The sequence below is a fragment of the Streptomyces fradiae genome (assembly GCF_041270065.1).
In the GTDB taxonomy this organism is placed as follows: Bacteria; Actinomycetota; Actinomycetes; order Streptomycetales; family Streptomycetaceae; genus Streptomyces.
Genome location: NZ_CP065958.1, coordinates 3,884,810 through 3,901,156, shown reverse-complemented (window position 1 = coordinate 3,901,156; position 16,347 = coordinate 3,884,810). Strand labels below are relative to the sequence as shown.

General features: G+C 73.9%; 16 protein-coding genes. 9 read left to right on the top strand and 7 right to left on the bottom strand.

Going from position 1 to position 16,347, the window contains the following annotated elements; translation table 11 throughout:
• Positions 1 to 40 precede the first annotated feature (40 nt).
• The 5 genes from JAO84_RS17680 to paaA are packed head-to-tail and all read right to left on the bottom strand — an operon-like array spanning position 41 to position 3,730.
• Positions 41 to 1,141: a 2Fe-2S iron-sulfur cluster-binding protein gene (locus tag JAO84_RS17680; protein WP_370413756.1), complete on the bottom strand. Its 1,101-nt coding sequence runs from the start codon at positions 1,139 to 1,141 to the stop codon at positions 41 to 43.
• Positions 1,142 to 1,657, bottom strand: coding sequence for a 1,2-phenylacetyl-CoA epoxidase subunit PaaD (paaD, locus tag JAO84_RS17675; protein ID WP_370413755.1), 516 nt, complete (start codon positions 1,655 to 1,657; stop codon positions 1,142 to 1,144).
• Positions 1,651 to 2,406 (bottom strand): 1,2-phenylacetyl-CoA epoxidase subunit PaaC, encoded by a 756-nt coding sequence (gene paaC / locus JAO84_RS17670; RefSeq protein ID WP_370413754.1) that lies wholly within the window; start codon positions 2,404 to 2,406, stop codon positions 1,651 to 1,653. The genes paaD and paaC overlap by 7 nt, the downstream gene beginning before the upstream one ends.
• Positions 2,403 to 2,690, bottom strand: a complete 288-nt coding sequence (gene paaB / locus JAO84_RS17665; RefSeq protein ID WP_265861486.1) for a 1,2-phenylacetyl-CoA epoxidase subunit PaaB — start codon at positions 2,688 to 2,690, stop codon at positions 2,403 to 2,405. The genes paaC and paaB overlap by 4 nt, the downstream gene beginning before the upstream one ends.
• The gene (gene paaA / locus JAO84_RS17660) at positions 2,687 to 3,730 is read right to left on the bottom strand and encodes a 1,2-phenylacetyl-CoA epoxidase subunit PaaA (protein ID WP_265861488.1); all 1,044 of its coding nucleotides are present in this window, start codon (positions 3,728 to 3,730) and stop codon (positions 2,687 to 2,689) included. The genes paaB and paaA overlap by 4 nt, the downstream gene beginning before the upstream one ends.
• Positions 3,731 to 3,841: 111 nt before the next feature.
• On the opposite strand from paaA, the gene JAO84_RS17655 reads away from it, so the two are divergent.
• From JAO84_RS17655 to JAO84_RS17645, 3 genes are read left to right on the top strand one after another with little or no spacing between them, the layout of a single operon-like run.
• Positions 3,842 to 4,609 carry a DUF5819 family protein gene (locus tag JAO84_RS17655; protein WP_370413753.1) on the top strand — a complete coding sequence of 256 codons (768 nt, stop codon included), beginning with the start codon at positions 3,842 to 3,844 and terminating at the stop codon, positions 4,607 to 4,609.
• Entirely contained in the window at positions 4,606 to 5,889 is a 1,284-nt protein-coding gene (locus JAO84_RS17650; RefSeq protein ID WP_370413752.1) for an HTTM domain-containing protein, read from the top strand. The genes JAO84_RS17655 and JAO84_RS17650 overlap by 4 nt, the downstream gene beginning before the upstream one ends.
• Positions 5,886 to 6,569 carry a TrmH family RNA methyltransferase gene (locus JAO84_RS17645; protein WP_370413751.1) on the top strand — a complete coding sequence of 228 codons (684 nt, stop codon included), beginning with the start codon at positions 5,886 to 5,888 and terminating at the stop codon, positions 6,567 to 6,569. The genes JAO84_RS17650 and JAO84_RS17645 overlap by 4 nt, the downstream gene beginning before the upstream one ends.
• A 99-nt stretch (positions 6,570 to 6,668) precedes the next feature.
• Here JAO84_RS17645 and paaN read toward each other — a convergent pair whose 3' ends face one another.
• Complete coding sequence (paaN, locus tag JAO84_RS17640; RefSeq protein WP_370413750.1) at positions 6,669 to 8,366, bottom strand: phenylacetic acid degradation protein PaaN; 1,698 nt, start codon at positions 8,364 to 8,366, stop codon at positions 6,669 to 6,671.
• A 124-nt stretch (positions 8,367 to 8,490) separates the two neighbouring features.
• Here paaN and JAO84_RS17635 point away from each other — a divergent pair, with 124 nt between their 5' ends.
• Positions 8,491 to 10,080 carry a 3-hydroxyacyl-CoA dehydrogenase gene (locus JAO84_RS17635; protein WP_370413749.1) on the top strand — a complete coding sequence of 530 codons (1,590 nt, stop codon included), beginning with the start codon at positions 8,491 to 8,493 and terminating at the stop codon, positions 10,078 to 10,080.
• Positions 10,077 to 10,670: a TetR/AcrR family transcriptional regulator gene (locus JAO84_RS17630; protein WP_370413748.1), complete on the top strand. Its 594-nt coding sequence runs from the start codon at positions 10,077 to 10,079 to the stop codon at positions 10,668 to 10,670. Before JAO84_RS17635 ends, JAO84_RS17630 begins: the two co-directional genes overlap by 4 nt.
• A 61-nt stretch (positions 10,671 to 10,731) precedes the next feature.
• Here JAO84_RS17630 and JAO84_RS17625 read toward each other — a convergent pair whose 3' ends face one another.
• Entirely contained in the window at positions 10,732 to 11,370 is a 639-nt protein-coding gene (locus JAO84_RS17625; protein WP_370413747.1) for an Lrp/AsnC family transcriptional regulator, read from the bottom strand.
• Between the two features lie 178 nt (positions 11,371 to 11,548).
• Between JAO84_RS17625 and pdhA the strand changes: the two genes are divergently transcribed.
• From pdhA to JAO84_RS17605, 4 genes are all read left to right on the top strand, one after another.
• The gene (gene pdhA, locus JAO84_RS17620) at positions 11,549 to 12,712 is read left to right on the top strand and encodes a pyruvate dehydrogenase (acetyl-transferring) E1 component subunit alpha (RefSeq protein WP_370413746.1); all 1,164 of its coding nucleotides are present in this window, start codon (positions 11,549 to 11,551) and stop codon (positions 12,710 to 12,712) included.
• Positions 12,709 to 13,740, top strand: a complete 1,032-nt coding sequence (locus JAO84_RS17615; RefSeq protein ID WP_265861501.1) for an alpha-ketoacid dehydrogenase subunit beta — start codon at positions 12,709 to 12,711, stop codon at positions 13,738 to 13,740. Before pdhA ends, JAO84_RS17615 begins: the two co-directional genes overlap by 4 nt.
• Positions 13,740 to 15,107, top strand: a complete 1,368-nt coding sequence (locus tag JAO84_RS17610) for a dihydrolipoamide acetyltransferase family protein (RefSeq protein ID WP_370413745.1) — start codon at positions 13,740 to 13,742, stop codon at positions 15,105 to 15,107. The genes JAO84_RS17615 and JAO84_RS17610 overlap by 1 nt, the downstream gene beginning before the upstream one ends.
• 170 nt (positions 15,108 to 15,277) lie before the next feature.
• Positions 15,278 to 16,162 (top strand): DUF6457 domain-containing protein, encoded by an 885-nt coding sequence (locus JAO84_RS17605; RefSeq protein ID WP_370413744.1) that lies wholly within the window; start codon positions 15,278 to 15,280, stop codon positions 16,160 to 16,162.
• The last annotated feature ends 185 nt before the right edge of the window (positions 16,163 to 16,347 follow it).

Below are 16,347 nucleotides of genomic sequence, written 5' to 3'. Positions count from 1 at the left end.
GGTGTGCCCCGGTCGTGACCGGGGCACACACCCATGTGTTTCAGCGGTCGAAGTCGAGCTCGACCTCGGGGGTGGCCGGGTGGGACTGGCAGGCCAGGACATACCCGGCGTCGGTCTCCTCGGGTTCGAGGGCGAAGTTGCGGTCCATCCGCACCTCGCCGGTGACGAGGAAGGCGCGGCAGGTGCCGCAGACGCCGCCCTTGCAGGCGTACGGGGCGTCCGCCCGGGCGCGCAGCACCGTGTCGAGGAGCGTCTCGCCCTGCTGGACGGGCCAGTTGCCGGAGCGACCGTGGAGGGTGGCGGTCAGCGTGGCGTGGGCGGGGGCGTCGGCCGCGGGCGCCGGGGCGGGGGCGGAGCCGTCGTCGACGTGGAAGATCTCCTGGTGGATGCGGGTGCGGCTGACGCCGAGGCCGTGCAGGGCGCGCTCGGCGTTCTGCACCAGGCCGAAGGGGCCGCACAGGAACCAGCCGTCGATCGCGGTGACCGGCAGGAGCGCGGGCAGCAGGGCGGTGAGCCGGTCCTCGTCGAGGCGTCCGGAGGGGAGGCCGGCCTGCTGCTCCTCGCGGGAGAGCACGGTGATGAGCTGGAACCGGTCGGGGAAGCGGTCCTTGAGGTCGGCCACCTCGTCGAGGAACATCGTGGTGGACGCGGTGCGGTCGCTGCGGACCAGGCAGAACCGGGCCTCGGGTTCGCGGGCGAGCAGGGTCGCGGCCATGGAGAGGACCGGGGTGATGCCGCTGCCGCCGACGACGGCCGCGAAGTGTCCGGGGCGCGGTTCGAGGACGAAGCGGCCCATGGGTTCCATGACCTCGACGATGTCGCCGACGGCGAGTTCCTTGAGGGCGTAGGTGGAGAATTCGCCGCCGTCGACGAGGCGGATGCCGACGCGCAGCACGGGGGTCTCCCCCTGGGCGGCGGCCGGGGCGCAGATCGAGTAGGTGCGGCGGATCTCCTCGCCGGCGGGGCCGGTGCGGCGCAGCGCGAGGTGCTGGCCGGGGGCGTGGCGGTAGGCGTCGTGCAGCTCCGCCGGGACGGCGAAGGTGACGGCGACGGAGTCGTCGGTGAGCCGCTCGACCTCGCTCACGCGGAGCGGATGGAACCCGGCCCGTCCGGCGGCGCCGGTGGAGGCGGAGGTGGCCATCTACAACTCCTTGAAGTGGTCGAACGGTTCGCGGCAGGCGGTGCAGCGGCGCAGTGCCTTGCACGCGGTGGAGGAGAAGCGGCTGAGGAGTTCGGTGTCGGTGGAGCCGCAGTGGGGGCAGCGGATCGCGAGGGTGAGCGGTATCGGTCCGCCGGCCGGGCCCTGGGGGCGGGGCGGGGCGATGCCGAACTCGGCGAGTTTGCGGCGTCCTTCGTCGGTGATGTCGTCGGTCGACCAGGCGGGGCTGAGGACGGTGACGACGCTGACGTCGGGCACGCCGTGTTCGTGGAGGGCGTGTTCGATGTCGGCGGACATGGCCTCGATGGCGGGGCAGCCGGTGTAGGTCGGGGTGAGTTCGACCTCGACGCGGCCGGGGCCGTGCACGTGGACGCCGCGCAGGACGCCGAGTTCGGCGAGGCTGAGGACGGGCAGCTCGGGGTCGGGGACGGCGCCGGCGATCCGGGCCAGTTCCGCTTCGAGGGCGGTCGGGGCCGTGCCCGGTGCGGTGGTCACCATGACGCCCCCGGGTGGCTGCGGTGCAGGTGCTGCATCTCGGCGAGCATGCGGCCGAAGGACTCGGTGTGCAGGCCCTGGCGGCCGGCGCCGGCGCTCCAGGCGCCGGTGCGCGGCCCGGCGGGGACGGTGAGGCCGGCCTTGTCGAGGACGGCGGTCACGGAGTCGAGCCAGGCGCTGTCCATGGCGGCGGTGTCGGTGTCGAGGCCGTCGAGGGGCTGGAACAGTTCGCCGGTGTAGCGCCACAGCGCGTCGCAGGCGGTCTGCATGCGCCGGTGGCTCTCCTCGGTGCCGTCGCCGAGGCGCAGCGTCCAGTGCTCGGCGTGGTCCTGGTGGTAGGCGACTTCCTTGACGGCCTTGGCGGCGAGCCCGGCGAAGGGGCCGTCGCCGGCGGCCAGCTGCCCGTACAGGAGGCGCTGGTAGGTGGAGAAGTACAGCTGGCGGGCGATGGTGTGGGCGAAGTCGCCGTTGGGCTGTTCGACGAGCTGGCAGTTGCGGAAGGCGCGTTCCTCGCGGAGGTAGGCCAGTTCGTCCTCGTCGCCGACGAGGGAGAGCAGGACGCGGGCCTGGCCGAGGAGGTCGAGCGCGATGTTGGCGAGGGCGACCTCCTCTTCGAGGACGGGGGCGCCGCCCGCCCACTCCCCCAGCCGCTGGGCGAGGACGAGGGCGTCGTCGCCGAGGGCGAGGGCGGCGGCGGGCACCGACCCGGTGGGGACGGCAGCGGCGGCGGTGGGGGTGGTCGGGCCGGTCACAGGTGCTTCACCCCGTCCGGGATCTCGTAGAAGGTGGGGTGCCGGTAGGGCTTGTCCGCGGCCGGTTCGAAGAAGGGGTCCTTCTCGTCGGGCGAGGAGGCGGTGACGGCGGCGGAGGGCACGACCCAGATCGACACGCCTTCCATGCGGCGGGTGTAGAGGTCGCGCGCGTTGCGCAGGGCCATCTCGGCGTCGGGTGCGTGGAGGCTGCCGGCGTGGGTGTGGGACAGTCCGCGGCGCGAGCGCACGAACACCTCCCACAGCGGCCATCCGTCGGTGGTCATGCCCGTGCCTCCCCGTCCGTGTGCGGTCCGGCGTCGGTGCCGGTGTGGTGCGTGTCGTCCCGGCCGGTGGCCGGGCGGTGCTTCGCGGCGTAGGCCGCGGCGGCGTCCCTGACCCAGGCGCCGTCCTCGTGGGCCTGGCGGCGCTTGGTCAGCCGCTGCTCGTTGCAGGGGCCGTTGCCCTTCAGGACGTTCCAGAACTCGTCCCAGTCGATGGGGCCGAAGTCGTAGTGCCCGCGCTCCTCGTTCCACTTCAGGTCGGGGTCGGGGAGGGTGAGGCCGAGGGACTCGGCCTGCGGGGCGGCGATGTCGACGAAGCGCTGGCGCAGCTCGTCGTTGGAGTGGCGCTTGATCTTCCAGGCCATCGCCTGCGCCGAGTGGGTGGACTCGTCGTCCGGCGGGCCGAACATCATCAGCGACGGCCACCACCAGCGGTCCACCGCGTCCTGGGCCATGGCGTGCTGGGCCTCGGTGCCGCGGGAGAGGGCGAGCAGCGCCTCGTACCCCTGGCGCTGGTGGAAGGACTCCTCCTTGCACACGCGGACCATGGCCCGCGCGTACGGCCCGTAGGAGCAGCGGCACAGGGGGACCTGGTTGGTGATGGCGGCGCCGTCCACGAGCCAGCCGATGGCGCCGACGTCGGCCCAGGTCAGCGTCGGGTAGTTGAAGATCGACGAGTACTTCTGGCGGCCGCTGTGGAGCTTGTCGAGGAGCTCGTCGCGGCTGGTGCCGAGGGTCTCGGCCGCGCTGTACAGGTACAGGCCGTGGCCGGCCTCGTCCTGGACCTTGGCCATGAGGATCGCCTTGCGGCGCAGCGAGGGCGCGCGGGTGATCCAGTTGGCCTCGGGCTGCATGCCGATGATCTCGGAGTGGGCGTGCTGGGCGATCTGGCGCACCAGGCCGGCCCGGTAGGCGTCGGGCATCCAGTCGCGCGGCTCGATGCGCTCGTCGGCGGCCACGGCGGCGTCGAACACCGCTTCGAGGGCGGCCTGGCTCGCCGTCGCACCTTCCGGCGCTGTCGTCTCTGCCGTACCTGTGGTCATCGGAACCCCTACCGACCGATCGTTCGGTTGAATGACTTCAATGGTCGTTCGGCGGCCCGTATGGTGTCAACCCTGTGGATAACTGCTGAGGCCGAGCGGGAGCGGGGCGCGATGGACTCGTACGACGTCGGGGGCGGGAACGGGCCCGGGCCGGAGGGCTCGCCCGAACGGGTGGTCGAACGGGTGGCCGAACCGTTGGCCGAGGCGGACCGGAACCCCGCGCCGGGGGCGCCGCAGCCCGGGATCGCGGGGCTCTCGACGCCGTACCAGGTGGTCGCGGCCGTCGCCCTCGCCGTCGTCGGCGTCTTCGCCTGCGTCCACCTCGCCATGGTGTTCCTGCACGTCGCGCCGTCGAACACGCTGACCAAGCAGCACGGCGAGGCGGTCGACGACTGGGTCTACCCCGAGTTCGAGCAGAACTGGAAGCTGTTCGCTCCCAACCCGCTCCAGCAGAACATGTCCGTGCAGGTCAGGGCCGAGGTCGTGGGCGCCGGCGGCAAGCGCACCACCACCGGCTGGACCGACCTCACCGCGTACGACATCGACGGGGTCCGCGGCACTGTGCTGCCCAGCCACACCCGGCAGAACGAGCTGCGCCGGGCCTGGGACTTCTACCTCAACTCGCACACCGACGACCACCGCCCCAACGGCATGCGCGGCCGGCTCTCCGAGCAGTACGTCCGCCGCATCGTCATGCAGCGCCTCGACGAGCGGGCGCTCGGCGGCACCGTCGACCGGATCCAGCTGCGCACCGTGACCCGGCCCGTCCCAGCCGCCGCCTGGAGCACCGAGAAGATCGACACCCGGCCCGTCGACCGCAGCTACCCCTGGTGGTCCGTCACCGCCGCCGACCGCCCCGGGACGGAGGCGACCCGATGACCGAGACCTCCCGCCCCACCTCCGGGACCCCCACCTCCGGGACCCCCACCCCTGAGGTCCCGACCTCCGAGGCCCCCGCCACCCGGCGCCGGATCCCCTTCGAGCGGCGGCTCGCGGCCGCCGCGCAGAAGGTCACCAGCCAGGCGCTCGGCCCCTACCAGAGCGCGATCGTCCGCATCGGCTTCTCCTTCACCTGGCTGCTCTTCCTGCTCCGCGAATGGCCCCACCGGCTGGAGCTGTACGGCCCCGACGGCCCCTGGTCGTGGGAGATGGGCCGGCAGATGATCGCCGACAACCGCTCCTTCACCGTCCTCATGTGGTCCGACGGGCGCCTCTGGTTCGAGATCGTCTACGGGCTCGCCGTGCTCTCCGCCGTCCTGCTGCTCCTCGGCTGGCGCACCCGGGCCGTGTCCGTGGTCTTCATGGCCGGTGTGCTGTCCCTGCAGAACCGGTCCATCTTCATGGGCGACGGCGGCGACAACGTCGTCCACCTCATGGCGATCTACCTCGTCCTCACCCGCTGCGCGCAGGTCTGGTCCCTGGACGCCCGCCGCGCCGCCCGCGGCCGCGCCCCCGGCGACGGGCCCGTCGGACCGCTGCTGTGGACGGTCCTCGGCGGCTTCCTGCTCGCCGCGACCTGGTTCTCCGACGTCACCGGCGAGTGGTGGCTCCTGGTGCTGCTGTGGGTGCTGTGGCTCGGCAACGCCCTGTGGTGGCTGGTCTGCCGCTTCGCCCCCGGCGAGCCGCGCACCCTGCTCGACGTCCTCGCCAACCTGGCGCACAACGCCACCCTCGCCGTGATGATGGCGGAGGTCTGCCTCGTCTACGCCACGGCCGGCTGGTACAAGGTGCAGGGCTCGCGCTGGCAGGACGGCACCGCGCTCTACTTCCCGCTCCAGCTCGACTACTTCTCCCCCTGGCCCGCCCTCTCCCACCTCCTGGGCGCGAGCGGGGTGATGGTGCTGCTGCTCACTTACGGCACCGTGATCGTGCAGGTCGCGTTCCCGTTCACGCTCTTCAACCGCAAGGTCAAGAACGTGCTCCTGGTCGCGATGATGCTGGAGCACGCGGGCATCGCCCTGCTCCTCGGACTGCCGTTCTTCTCGCTGGCGATGATCGCCGCGGACTCCGTGTTCCTGCCCACCGCCTTCCTGCTGTGGCTGGGCGCGCGGGCCGCCCGGGGCCGGGACCGGCTGACCGGCGGGCGGCAGGCCGGGGCCGCGCTGCCCGGACAGAGCCGTTCGGGTGACGAGGCCGGCACCCGTACCCTCGTCGGGTGAGCACCACCGAAGAACAGCCCGCGCCTGTCCCGGGCGCCGAGCCCCTCCAGTACGACGAGGGGTACGGCACCGAGATCGGCGTCGGCCCGCACCCGCGGCCGTGGCCGGACGACCCGCGCTACGACCGCGAGCTGCTGGCCGGCGGCGACCGGCGCAACGTCGTCGACCCCTACCGCTACTGGACGCGCGAGGCGATCGTCGCGGACCTCGACACCCGCCGCCACGACTTCCACGTGGCGGTGGAGAACTGGGGCCACGACTTCAACATCGGATCGGTGGTGCGGACCGCCAACGCCTTCCTGGCCAAGGAGATCCACATCGTCGGGCGGCGCCGCTGGAACCGGCGCGGCGCCATGGTCACCGACCGCTACCAGCACGTCCGGCACCACCCGGACACCCAGTCGCTGACCGCCTGGGCCGCGGCCGAGGACCTGCCGATCATCGGCATCGACAACCTGCCGGGCGCGGTGCCGCTGGAGCGGACCGAGCTGCCGCGCCGCTGTGTGCTGCTGTTCGGGCAGGAGGGCCCGGGCCTCACCGAGGAGGCCCGTGCCCACGCCGCCATGGTCTGCTCGATCGCCCAGTTCGGCTCGACCCGGTCGATCAACGCCGGGGCCGCCGCGGCCATCGCCATGCACGCCTGGATCCAGCGCTACGCCGACGTGCCGGCCCCCGAATAGGGACCGGCACGGCACGGCCGGGCGCCGGACCGGGCGCCAGGTCAGGCCGAGCGCCGGGGCAGGCCGAGCGCCGGGGCAGGCCGGGCGCCCGGCTCGGGCTCAGGCCTGGCGGCGGACCTCCACCACCCGGAAGCGGTTGGAGACGAAGGCGCCGTCGCACAGCGCCGCGTTCGCCGCCGGGTTGCCCCCCGAGCCGTGGAAGTCGGAGAACGCGGCCGTCTGGTTCACATAGACCCCGCCCGTCAGGTTCAGCGACAGCTGCGCCGACTCCTCCAGGCAGACCTCCTCCACGGCCCGCTCGGTGTCCGCCGAGGTCGTGTACGCGCCGACCGTCATCGCGCCCTTCTCGCGCACCGTGCGCCGCAGCAGCTCCAGCGCGTCGGCCGTCGAGTCCACCGACACCGCGAACGAGACCGGGCCGAAGCACTCCGAGAAATACGCCGCCTCCGCGTCCGGCTTCGAGCCGTCCAGCTTCACGATCACCGGGGTGCGCACCACGGCGTCGGGGAACTCCGGGTTCGCCACCTCGCGGGAGGGCAGCGCCACCTCGCCCAGACCGGCCGCCGCCTCGAGGCGCGCCTTCACGTCCGGGTTGACGAGGGCGCCGAGCAGCGCGTTCGCCCGGGCGTCGTCGCCGAGCAGACCGCCGACCGCGCCCGCGAGGTCGGCGACCACCTCGTCGTACGACTTCGGGCCCTGGTCGGTGGTGATGCCGTCGCGGGGGATCAGCAGGTTCTGCGGGGTGGTGCACATCTGGCCGCTGTACAGGGACAGCGAGAAGGCCAGGTTGGAGAGCATTCCCTTGTAGTCGTCGGTGGAGTCGACGACGACGGTGTTGACGCCGGCCTTCTCCGTGTAGACCTGCGCCTGGCGGGCGTTGGTCTCCAGCCAGTCGCCGAAGGCGGTCGAGCCGGTGTAGTCGATGATCCGGATCTCGGGGCGGACGGCCAGCGTCTTGGCGATGCCCTCGCCGGGGGCCTCGACGGCCAGCGCCACCAGGTTCGGGTCGAAACCGGCTTCGGCGAGGACCTCGCGGGCGACCTTGACGGTCAGCGCCAGCGGCAGCACCGCGCGCGGGTGCGGCTTGACCAGGACCGGGTTGCCGGTGGCCAGGGAGGCGAACAGGCCCGGATACCCGTTCCACGTCGGGAAGGTGTTGCAGCCGATGACCAGGGCGATGCCGCGGCCGACCGGGGTGAACTCCTTGCTGAGCTCCAGCGGGTCCCGCTTGCCCTGCGGCTTGGACCAGGCGGCGCGGCCGGCCGGGGTGCGGGTCTGCTCCTCGAACGCGTACGCCACGGCCTCCAGGCCGCGGTCCTGCGCGTGCGGGCCGCCGGCCTGGAACGCCATCATGAAGGCCTGGCCGCTGGTGTGCATGACCGCGTGGGCGAACTCGTGGGTGCGGGCGGAGATCCGGGCGAGGATCTCCAGGCACACCAGGGCGCGGGTCTCGGCGCCCGCGTCGCGCCAGGCGCCCATCCCGGCGCGCATCGCCGGAAGCAGCACATCGATGTCGGCGTGCGGATACTCGATGCCGAGCGCCGGACCGTACGGCGAGGTCTCGGCGCCGGTCCAGCCGTCGGTGCCGGGCTGGTCGAGCTCGAAGCGCTTGCCGAGCAGCTCCTGGTGGGCCGCGAGGCCCGCGGCGGCGTCCAGCGAGCCGTTTTCCCCGTAGGCCTTCGGGTGCTCCGGGTACGGGGACCAGTAGGCGCGGGTGCTGATGGTGGCGAGGGCCTGATCGAGCGTGGACCGGTGCTTCTCGGCCAGACGGTCGGTGGTCAGCTGAGCGGTGGCCATGGGTGGACCAACTCCTCGTCGAGCTGGGCAGGGAGACGCGTACGGAGTTAGAGTAACCGAACGATCGGTCGGGACAAGGGGGTCCGGCGATCCTGTGGAAAACCCATCGGGGAGGATCACTCCTATGAGCGCCAATACGCCCGTCCAGGGGAGCGACGCGGTGTCGGCCGACGAGGCCGGAGCCGGTGGCATCGGCCCGGGCGGGGTCGTCGCCGTCGTCGGCACCGGCACCATGGGCCAGGGGATCGCCCAGGTCGCCCTGGTCGCGGGCCATCCCGTACGGCTCTACGACAGCGCCCCCGGCCGGGCCGAACAGGCCGTGGCCGGTGTCGCCGGACGCCTGGACCGGCTGGTCGAGAAGGGCCGGCTCGGCAAGGACGAGCGGGACGCGGCCGTCGCCCGGCTGCACGCGGCGGGTGCGCTCGACGAGCTCGCCGACGCCGCCCTGGTCGTCGAGGCGATCGTCGAGCAGCTGCCGGTCAAGCAGCGGCTCTTTGCCGACCTGGAGCAGGTCGTCGCGGCCGACGCCCTGCTCGCCACCAACACCTCCTCGCTGTCGGTGACCGCCATCGCCGGCGGCCTCGCGCACCCCGGCCGCTTCGTCGGCCTGCACTTCTTCAACCCCGCCCCGTTGCTGCCGCTGGTCGAGGTTGTCAGCGGCTTCGCCACCGACCCGGCCGCCGCCACGCGCGCGTACGAGACAGCGAAGAGCTGGGGCAAGACGCCGGTGCGCTGCACCGACACCCCCGGCTTCATCGTCAACCGGGTCGCCCGCCCCTTCTACGCGGAGGCGCTGCGGATCTACGAGGAGGGCGCCGCCGACCCCGCCACGATCGACGCGGCCCTGCGCGAGTCCGGCGGCTTCCGGATGGGCCCCTTCGAGCTCACCGACCTCATCGGCCAGGACGTCAACGAGGCCGTGACCCGCTCGGTGTGGGAGTCCTTCTACCAGGACCCCAAGTTCACCCCGTCGCTCGCGCAGCGGCGGCTCGTCGAGTCCGGCCGCCTCGGCCGCAAGAGCGGGCACGGCTGGTTCTCGTACGCGGACGGCGCGGAGCGGCCGGAGCCGCACACGGCACCGCCGGCGGAGGCGCCCGCGAGCATCGTCGTGCGCGGCGACCTCGGGCCCGCGAAGCCGCTGCTGGAGCTCTTCGAGCAGGCCGGGATCACCGTGCGGCGGCGCAGCGGCTCCGGGTACGTCGCGCTGCCCGGCGGCGGCCGGCTGCACCTCGCGGACGGCGAGACCGGCTTCGAGTTCCCCGATGACGACGTCGTCTACTTCGACCTCGCCCTCGACTACGCCCAGGCGGGCCGGATCGTGCTGTCCGCCGGGACGCGGACCTCGCGGGAGACCCTGGAGGAGGCCGTCGGCCTGTTCCAGGCGCTCGGTAAGCAGGTGTCGGTGATCGGCGACGTGCCCGGCATGATCGTGGCCCGTACGGTCGCGATGCTCGCCGACCTCGCCGCCGACGCCGTCGAGCGGGGCGTCGCCTCGGCCGAGGACGTCGACACGGCGATGCGGCTCGGCGTCAACTACCCGCTGGGGCCGCTGGAGTGGGCCGGGCGGATCGGGCACGCGCGTGTGCGGAACCTCCTGTCCAACTTGCACGAGCGCTACCCCACCGGCCGCTACGCGCCCTCCCTCGCCCTCGCCCGCCGCGGGTACGACGAAGAGGCCGCGGACGGGGCCGCCGACGCGGAGGAGACCGCATGACCACCGCGAGACGCGACACCTACACCCCCGAGACGCTGCTCTCGGTCGCCGTCCAGGTCTTCAACGAGCGCGGCTACGACGGCACGTCGATGGAGCACCTGTCCAAGGCGGCGGGCATCTCCAAGTCGTCGATCTACCACCACGTGGCCGGCAAGGAGGAGCTGCTGCGGCGGGCCGTCAGCCGCGCCCTCGACGGGCTCTTCGGCATCCTCGACGAGCCGGCGGCGAACCGCGGCCGGGCCGTCGAGCGGGTCGAGTACGTGACCCGGCGCACCGTCGAGGTGCTGATCGCCGAGCTGCCGTACGTGACGCTGCTGCTGCGGGTACGCGGCAACACCGCGACCGAGCGGTGGGCCATGGAGCGGCGCCGCGAGTTCGACCACCGGGTGGCCGAGCTCCTGAAGGCGGCGGCCGCCGACGGCGACCTGCGGCCCGACCTGGACATCCGGCTGGCGACCCGGCTGCTCTTCGGCATGATCAACTCGCTGGTGGAGTGGTACCGGCCGCACCACGACGCCGCGCCCGAGCGCGCGCAGCTGGTGGACACCGTCGTGCACCTCGCCTTCGACGGGCTGCGCACCGCCCGCTGAGAGACATCTGGACGAGGGCCCGGCCGGGGTGATCCCGGTCGGGCCCTCGTGCATGTAACCGTCAGTCCCGCTGCTCCGGGTACGGGTCGAGGTCGGTCTCCTCGAAGACAAGCAGGGTGCGGGTGGAGAGCACCTCGGGGATCGACTGGAGACGGGTGAGCACCAGCTCGCGCAGGGTCCGGTTGTCCGGGGTGTGGACGAGCAGCAGGACGTCGAAGTCTCCGCTGACCAGGGCGATGTGCGCGGCGCCCGGCAGCGCCTGGAGCTGTTCGCGCACGGTGCGCCAGGAGTTCTGGACGATCTTCAGGGTGATGTAGGCGGAGGCGCCGTGGCCGGCCCGCTCGTGGTTGACGCGGGCGCCGAAGCCGCGGATCACGCCGTCGTCGATGAGCCGGTTGATCCGTGCGTACGCGTTGGCGCGGGAGACGTGCACCCGCTCGGCCACCGAGCGGACCGAGGCCCGCCCGTCGGTCTGCAGCAGCCGCAGGATGTCCCGGTCGACCGCGTCCAGCGGGCGGGCCGGGGCCGTCGGGGGGACCATGGCAGGGCCGGGCTGCGGGCCCGGCGGCGGGCCCGCCCGCTCTCCCCACGGCCCCAGGGGCGTGGGCGCCGCCCCGGCCGCCGGGGCGGCGCCGGGGGGCGTGTTCAGGGGCTCGCCGTCCGTGTGCTCGTCGACGTCGGCCATTTGTTCATCCGCCATGTCCCCCCGCCTCTCTCCCGTGGACGTCCTGTATCCATCCCAGGCTGTGGAGAACCGTTTGTCCACAGGCTGGAGGTGCCTGTAGCCAAAATGCCTCCACGACCGAACAATCGGTAGGTGAGGCGCGCCACATTCCGCGCCACCCGCCTTCGGGTCTTATGCCCGCTCCCACGAGGAGGTGGACTCGTTGCAACAGCGCAGTTCGACAGTCCAAGAGCCCCCCGGTGCCGCCCGCGCCTACCGGCCCACGCCCCCGCCGGCCTGGCGGCCGCGCACCGACCCCGCCCCGCTGCTGCCGGACGCCGAGCCGCTGCGCGTCCTCGGCACGGACGCGGTGGCCGACGCGGACCCCGAGCTGCTGCGCCGTCTCTACCGGGAGCTCGTCCGCGGCCGCCGGTACAACGCGCAGGCGACCGCCCTCACCAAGCAGGGCCGGCTCGCCGTCTACCCCTCCACCACCGGCCAGGAGGCCAGTGAGGTCGCGGCCGCGCTGGCCCTGGAGGAGCGGGACTGGCTCTTCCCCTCGTACCGCGACACCCTCGCCGCCGTCGCCCGCGGCCTCGACCCCGTGCAGGCCCTCACCCTGCTGCGCGGCGACTGGCACACCGGCTACGACCCGCGCGAGCACCGCATAGCGCCGCTCAGCACCCCGCTCGCCACCCAGCTCCCGCACGCGGTGGGCCTCGCCCACGCCGCCCGGCTCAAGGGCGACGACGTGGTCGCGCTCGCCATGGTCGGCGACGGCGGCACCAGCGAGGGCGACTTCCACGAGGCGCTGAACTTCGCCGCCGTGTGGCAGGCCCCCGTGGTCTTCCTCGTGCAGAACAACGGCTTCGCGATCTCCGTGCCGCTCGCCAAGCAGACCGCCGCCCCGTCCCTGGCCCACAAGGCCGTCGGATACGGGATGCCCGGCCGGCTCGTCGACGGCAACGACGCGGTCGCCGTCCACCAGGTGCTCGGCGAGGCCGTGGCCCGCGCCCGGCGCGGCGGCGGACCCACCCTGGTCGAGGCCGTCACCTACCGGATCGACGCCCACACCAACGCCGACGACGCCACCCGCTACCGCGGCGACACCGAGGTCGAGGCCTGGCGGGCGCACGACCCGATCCTGATCCTGGAGCGGGAGCTCACCGAGCGCGGCATCCTCGACGAGGACGGCCGCCGCGCCGCCGCCGAGGAGGCCGAGACCATGGCCGCGCGCCTGCGCGAGCGCATGAACGCCGATCCGGTGCTCGACCCGATGGACCTGTTCGCCCACGTGTACGCCGAGAAGACCGCGCAGCTGCGCGAGCAGGCGGCGCAGCTGCGGGCGGAGCTCGACGCCGAGAGCGAGGCGGGATGACCACCCACGCGACAGCGCGGCCAGCCGCGAAGACCGCGGCCAAGCCCGCCACCATGGCGCAGGCGCTCCAGCGCGCCATGCGCGACGCGATGGCCGAGGACCCGTCCGTCCACGTCATGGGCGAGGACGTCGGCACGCTCGGCGGCGTCTTCCGGATCACCGACGGGCTCGCCAAGGAGTTCGGCGAGGACCGCTGCACCGACACGCCGCTGGCCGAGGCGGGCATCCTCGGCACGGCCGTCGGCATGGCGATGTACGGGCTGCGCCCGGTCGTCGAGATGCAGTTCGACGCCTTCGCCTACCCGGCGTTCGAGCAGCTGATCAGCCATGTCTCCCGGATGCGCAACCGCACCCGGGGCGCCATGCCGATGCCGATCGTGGTCCGCGTGCCGTACGGCGGCGGGATCGGCGGCGTCGAGCACCACAGCGACTCCTCCGAGGCGTACTACATGGCGACGCCCGGCCTCCACGTCGTCACCCCGGCGACCGTCGAGGACGCCTACGGGCTGCTGCGGGCCGCCATCGCCTCCGACGACCCGGTCGTCTTCCTGGAGCCCAAGCGGCTCTACTGGTCGAAGGCCGACTGGTCGCCCGAGGCTCCGGCCGCGGTCGAGCCGATCGGCAAGGCCGTCGTCCGCCGCCGCGGCACCAGCGCCACCCTGATCACCTACGGCCCCTCCCTGCCGGTCTGCCTGGAGGCCGCCGAGGCCGCCCAGGCCGAGGGCTGGGACCTGGAGGTCGTCGACCTGCGCTCGCTCGTCCCCTTCGACGACGAGACCGTGGCCGCCTCCGTGAAGCGCACCGGCCGGGCCGTTGTCGTCCACGAGTCGACCGGCTTCGCCGGCCCCGGCGCGGAGATCGCCGCCCGGGTCACCGAGCGCTGCTTCCACCACCTGGAGGCGCCGGTGCTGCGGGTCGCGGGCTTCGACATCCCCTACCCGCCGCCGATGCTGGAGCGGCACCACCTGCCGGGCGTCGACCGGGTCCTCGACGCGGTCGCCCGGCTCCAGTGGGAGGCGGGGCGCTGATGGCCCAGGTGCTCGAATTCAAGCTGCCCGACCTCGGCGAGGGCCTCACCGAGGCCGAGATCGTGCGCTGGCTGGTGAACGTCGGCGACGTCGTCGCCATCGACCAGCCGGTCGTCGAGGTCGAGACCGCCAAGGCGATGGTCGAGGTGCCCTGCCCGTACGGGGGCGTGGTCACCGCCCGCTTCGGCGAGGAGGGCACCGAGCTTCCGGTCGGCGCCCCGCTGATCACCGTCGCCGTCGGCGGCACGCCCGGCGCGGACACCGCCCCGGCGGCGCCCGCCAAGGCCGCCGCCGACGCCGAGTCCGCCGTCTCCTCGGAGTACTCGGGCAACGTGCTCGTCGGCTACGGCACCTCCGGGCCCGCCGCCCGGCGGCGCCGGGTGCGCCACGCGACTCCCGCCGCCGCGGCCCCCGCCGCCGTGGCCGCCCCGCCTGCGGCCCCGGCCACGCCCGCCGCACCTGCCGGGCCCGTGCCGGTCATCTCGCCGCTGGTGCGCAAGCTGGCCCGCGACGGCGGACTCGACCTGCGGGAGGTGCGCGGCTCGGGCCCCGAGGGGCTGATCCTGCGCGCCGACGTGGAGGGCGCCCTCGCCGTCCGCGACCGCACCGCCGCCGCTCCGGCGGCCGCCCCCGCACCGGCCCCCGTGGCCGCCGCCGCACCGGCTGCCGCGGCGCTCGCCGGGGAGCGGATACCGCTGCGGGGCGTGCGCGGAGCCGTCGCCGACAAGCTGTCGCGCAGCCGCACCGAGATACCCGACGCGACCTGCTGGGTCGACGCCGACGCGACCGAGCTCATGGCCGCGCGGGCGGCGATGAACGCGGCGGGCGGGCCGAAGATCTCCGTGCTCGCGCTGCTCGCCCGGATCTGCGCCCACGCCCTGAGCCGGTTCCCGGAGCTCAACTCCACGGTCGACACGGCCGCGCGGGAGATCGTCCGGCTGCCCGGCGTGCACCTCGGCTTCGCGGCGCAGACGCCGCGCGGCCTCGTCGTCCCCGTGGTCAAGGACGCCGGCGGGCGCACCGCCGAGTCGCTGACCGCCGAGTTCGCCCGGCTCACCGAGGCGGCCCGGCAGGGCACGCTGACCCCGGCCGACCTGACCGGCGGCACCTTCACCCTGAACAACTACGGGGTGTTCGGGGTCGACGGCTCCACGCCGATCATCAACCACCCCGAGGCGGCCATGCTCGGCGTCGGCCGGATCGTGCCCAAGCCATGGGTGCACCAGGGCGAGCTGGCGGTGCGTCAGGTGGTGCAGCTGTCGCTCACCTTCGACCACCGGGTGTGCGACGGCGGTACGGCCGGCGGCTTCCTGCGCTATGTCGCCGACTGCGTCGAGAACCCGGCGGTGCTGCTCCGCACCCTCTGACCGCCGCTCGACCGACAGGACTCCGCCGGGAGCGACACCGGCCGGGGCACGGGGCCCCGGACGGCGCCCGGCGGCTTCGTCCGGGACCCAACCCCACGCCGGGTCCCGGACGCGTTCCACGATCCGGGCCGGTCACCCCGCCGGCCCGGGCACGGACCATACTTGCCGGTATGACGCCCGCGTACGACGCCCTCGTGCTCGCCGGCGGCGCCGCCCGGCGCCTCGGCGGTGCCGACAAGCCCGGAGTACGGGTCGGCGGCCGGCCTCTGCTCGACCGGGTCCTCGCCGGCTGCCGCGCTGCCCGCCGCACCGTGGTCGTCGCCGCGCCGCGCGCCACCGCCCGCCCCGTCGAATGGACCCGCGAGGAACCGCCCGGCGGCGGCCCCGTCGCCGCCCTCGACGCCGGCCTGCGCCGCCTCGCCGAACCGGCCGGAGGCTCGGGGTCCGACGCCCCGCTCGTCCTGGTCCTCTCCGCCGACCTGCCGTTCTTCGACGCCGCCGTCGCACGGCTGCTCGTGACCGCGCTGGCGGCCGCGCCCGACGCCGAGGGCGCCGTCACCGTCGACGCCGACGGGCGGGAGCAGCCGCTGGTGGCGGTGTACCGGGCCGGGGCGCTGCGCGGCGCGCTGGCGAGGGCCGTGGACGCGCACGGGGGCCCGGGCGGGCTGCCGTTGCGCCGGGTCACCGGGGAACTGCGAACCGTTTCGGTGCCTGCCGGGGGTGCGGCCTCCTTCGACTGCGACACCTGGGAGGACATCGTCACGGCCCGGGCGCGGATCAGGGAGCATGGGACCGTGCTGGATGAATGGATCACCGCAGTCAAGGACGAACTGGGCATCGACCTGGACGTCGACACCGGCCTGCTGCTCGACCTGGCCCGCGATGCCGCGCACGGCGTCGCCCGCCCGGCCGCGCCGCTGACCACCTTCCTGGTCGGGTACGCGGCGGCGCGCGCCGCCGGGGCCGGCGGCGGCCGGGAGGCCGTCGCGGAGGCCGCGGCCAAGGCCGCCGCGCTCGCCCAGCGCTGGGCGGCCGAGCAGGACGAGGCCGGATGACGATGCAGGAGCGGGTGCCCGACGACGGCATGGACGACGCCCTCGCCCTCGTCGGCCGCCACCGAATCGATTCCGCGCCGAAGGCGCCTCCGGGCCCAGCCGCGCCCGGCAAAGCCGCCGTCGACCCCGCCGAGCCTGGCGATTCCGTGCCGCCCGCGTCGCAGGCGCCCGGCAAGGCCGTTGGT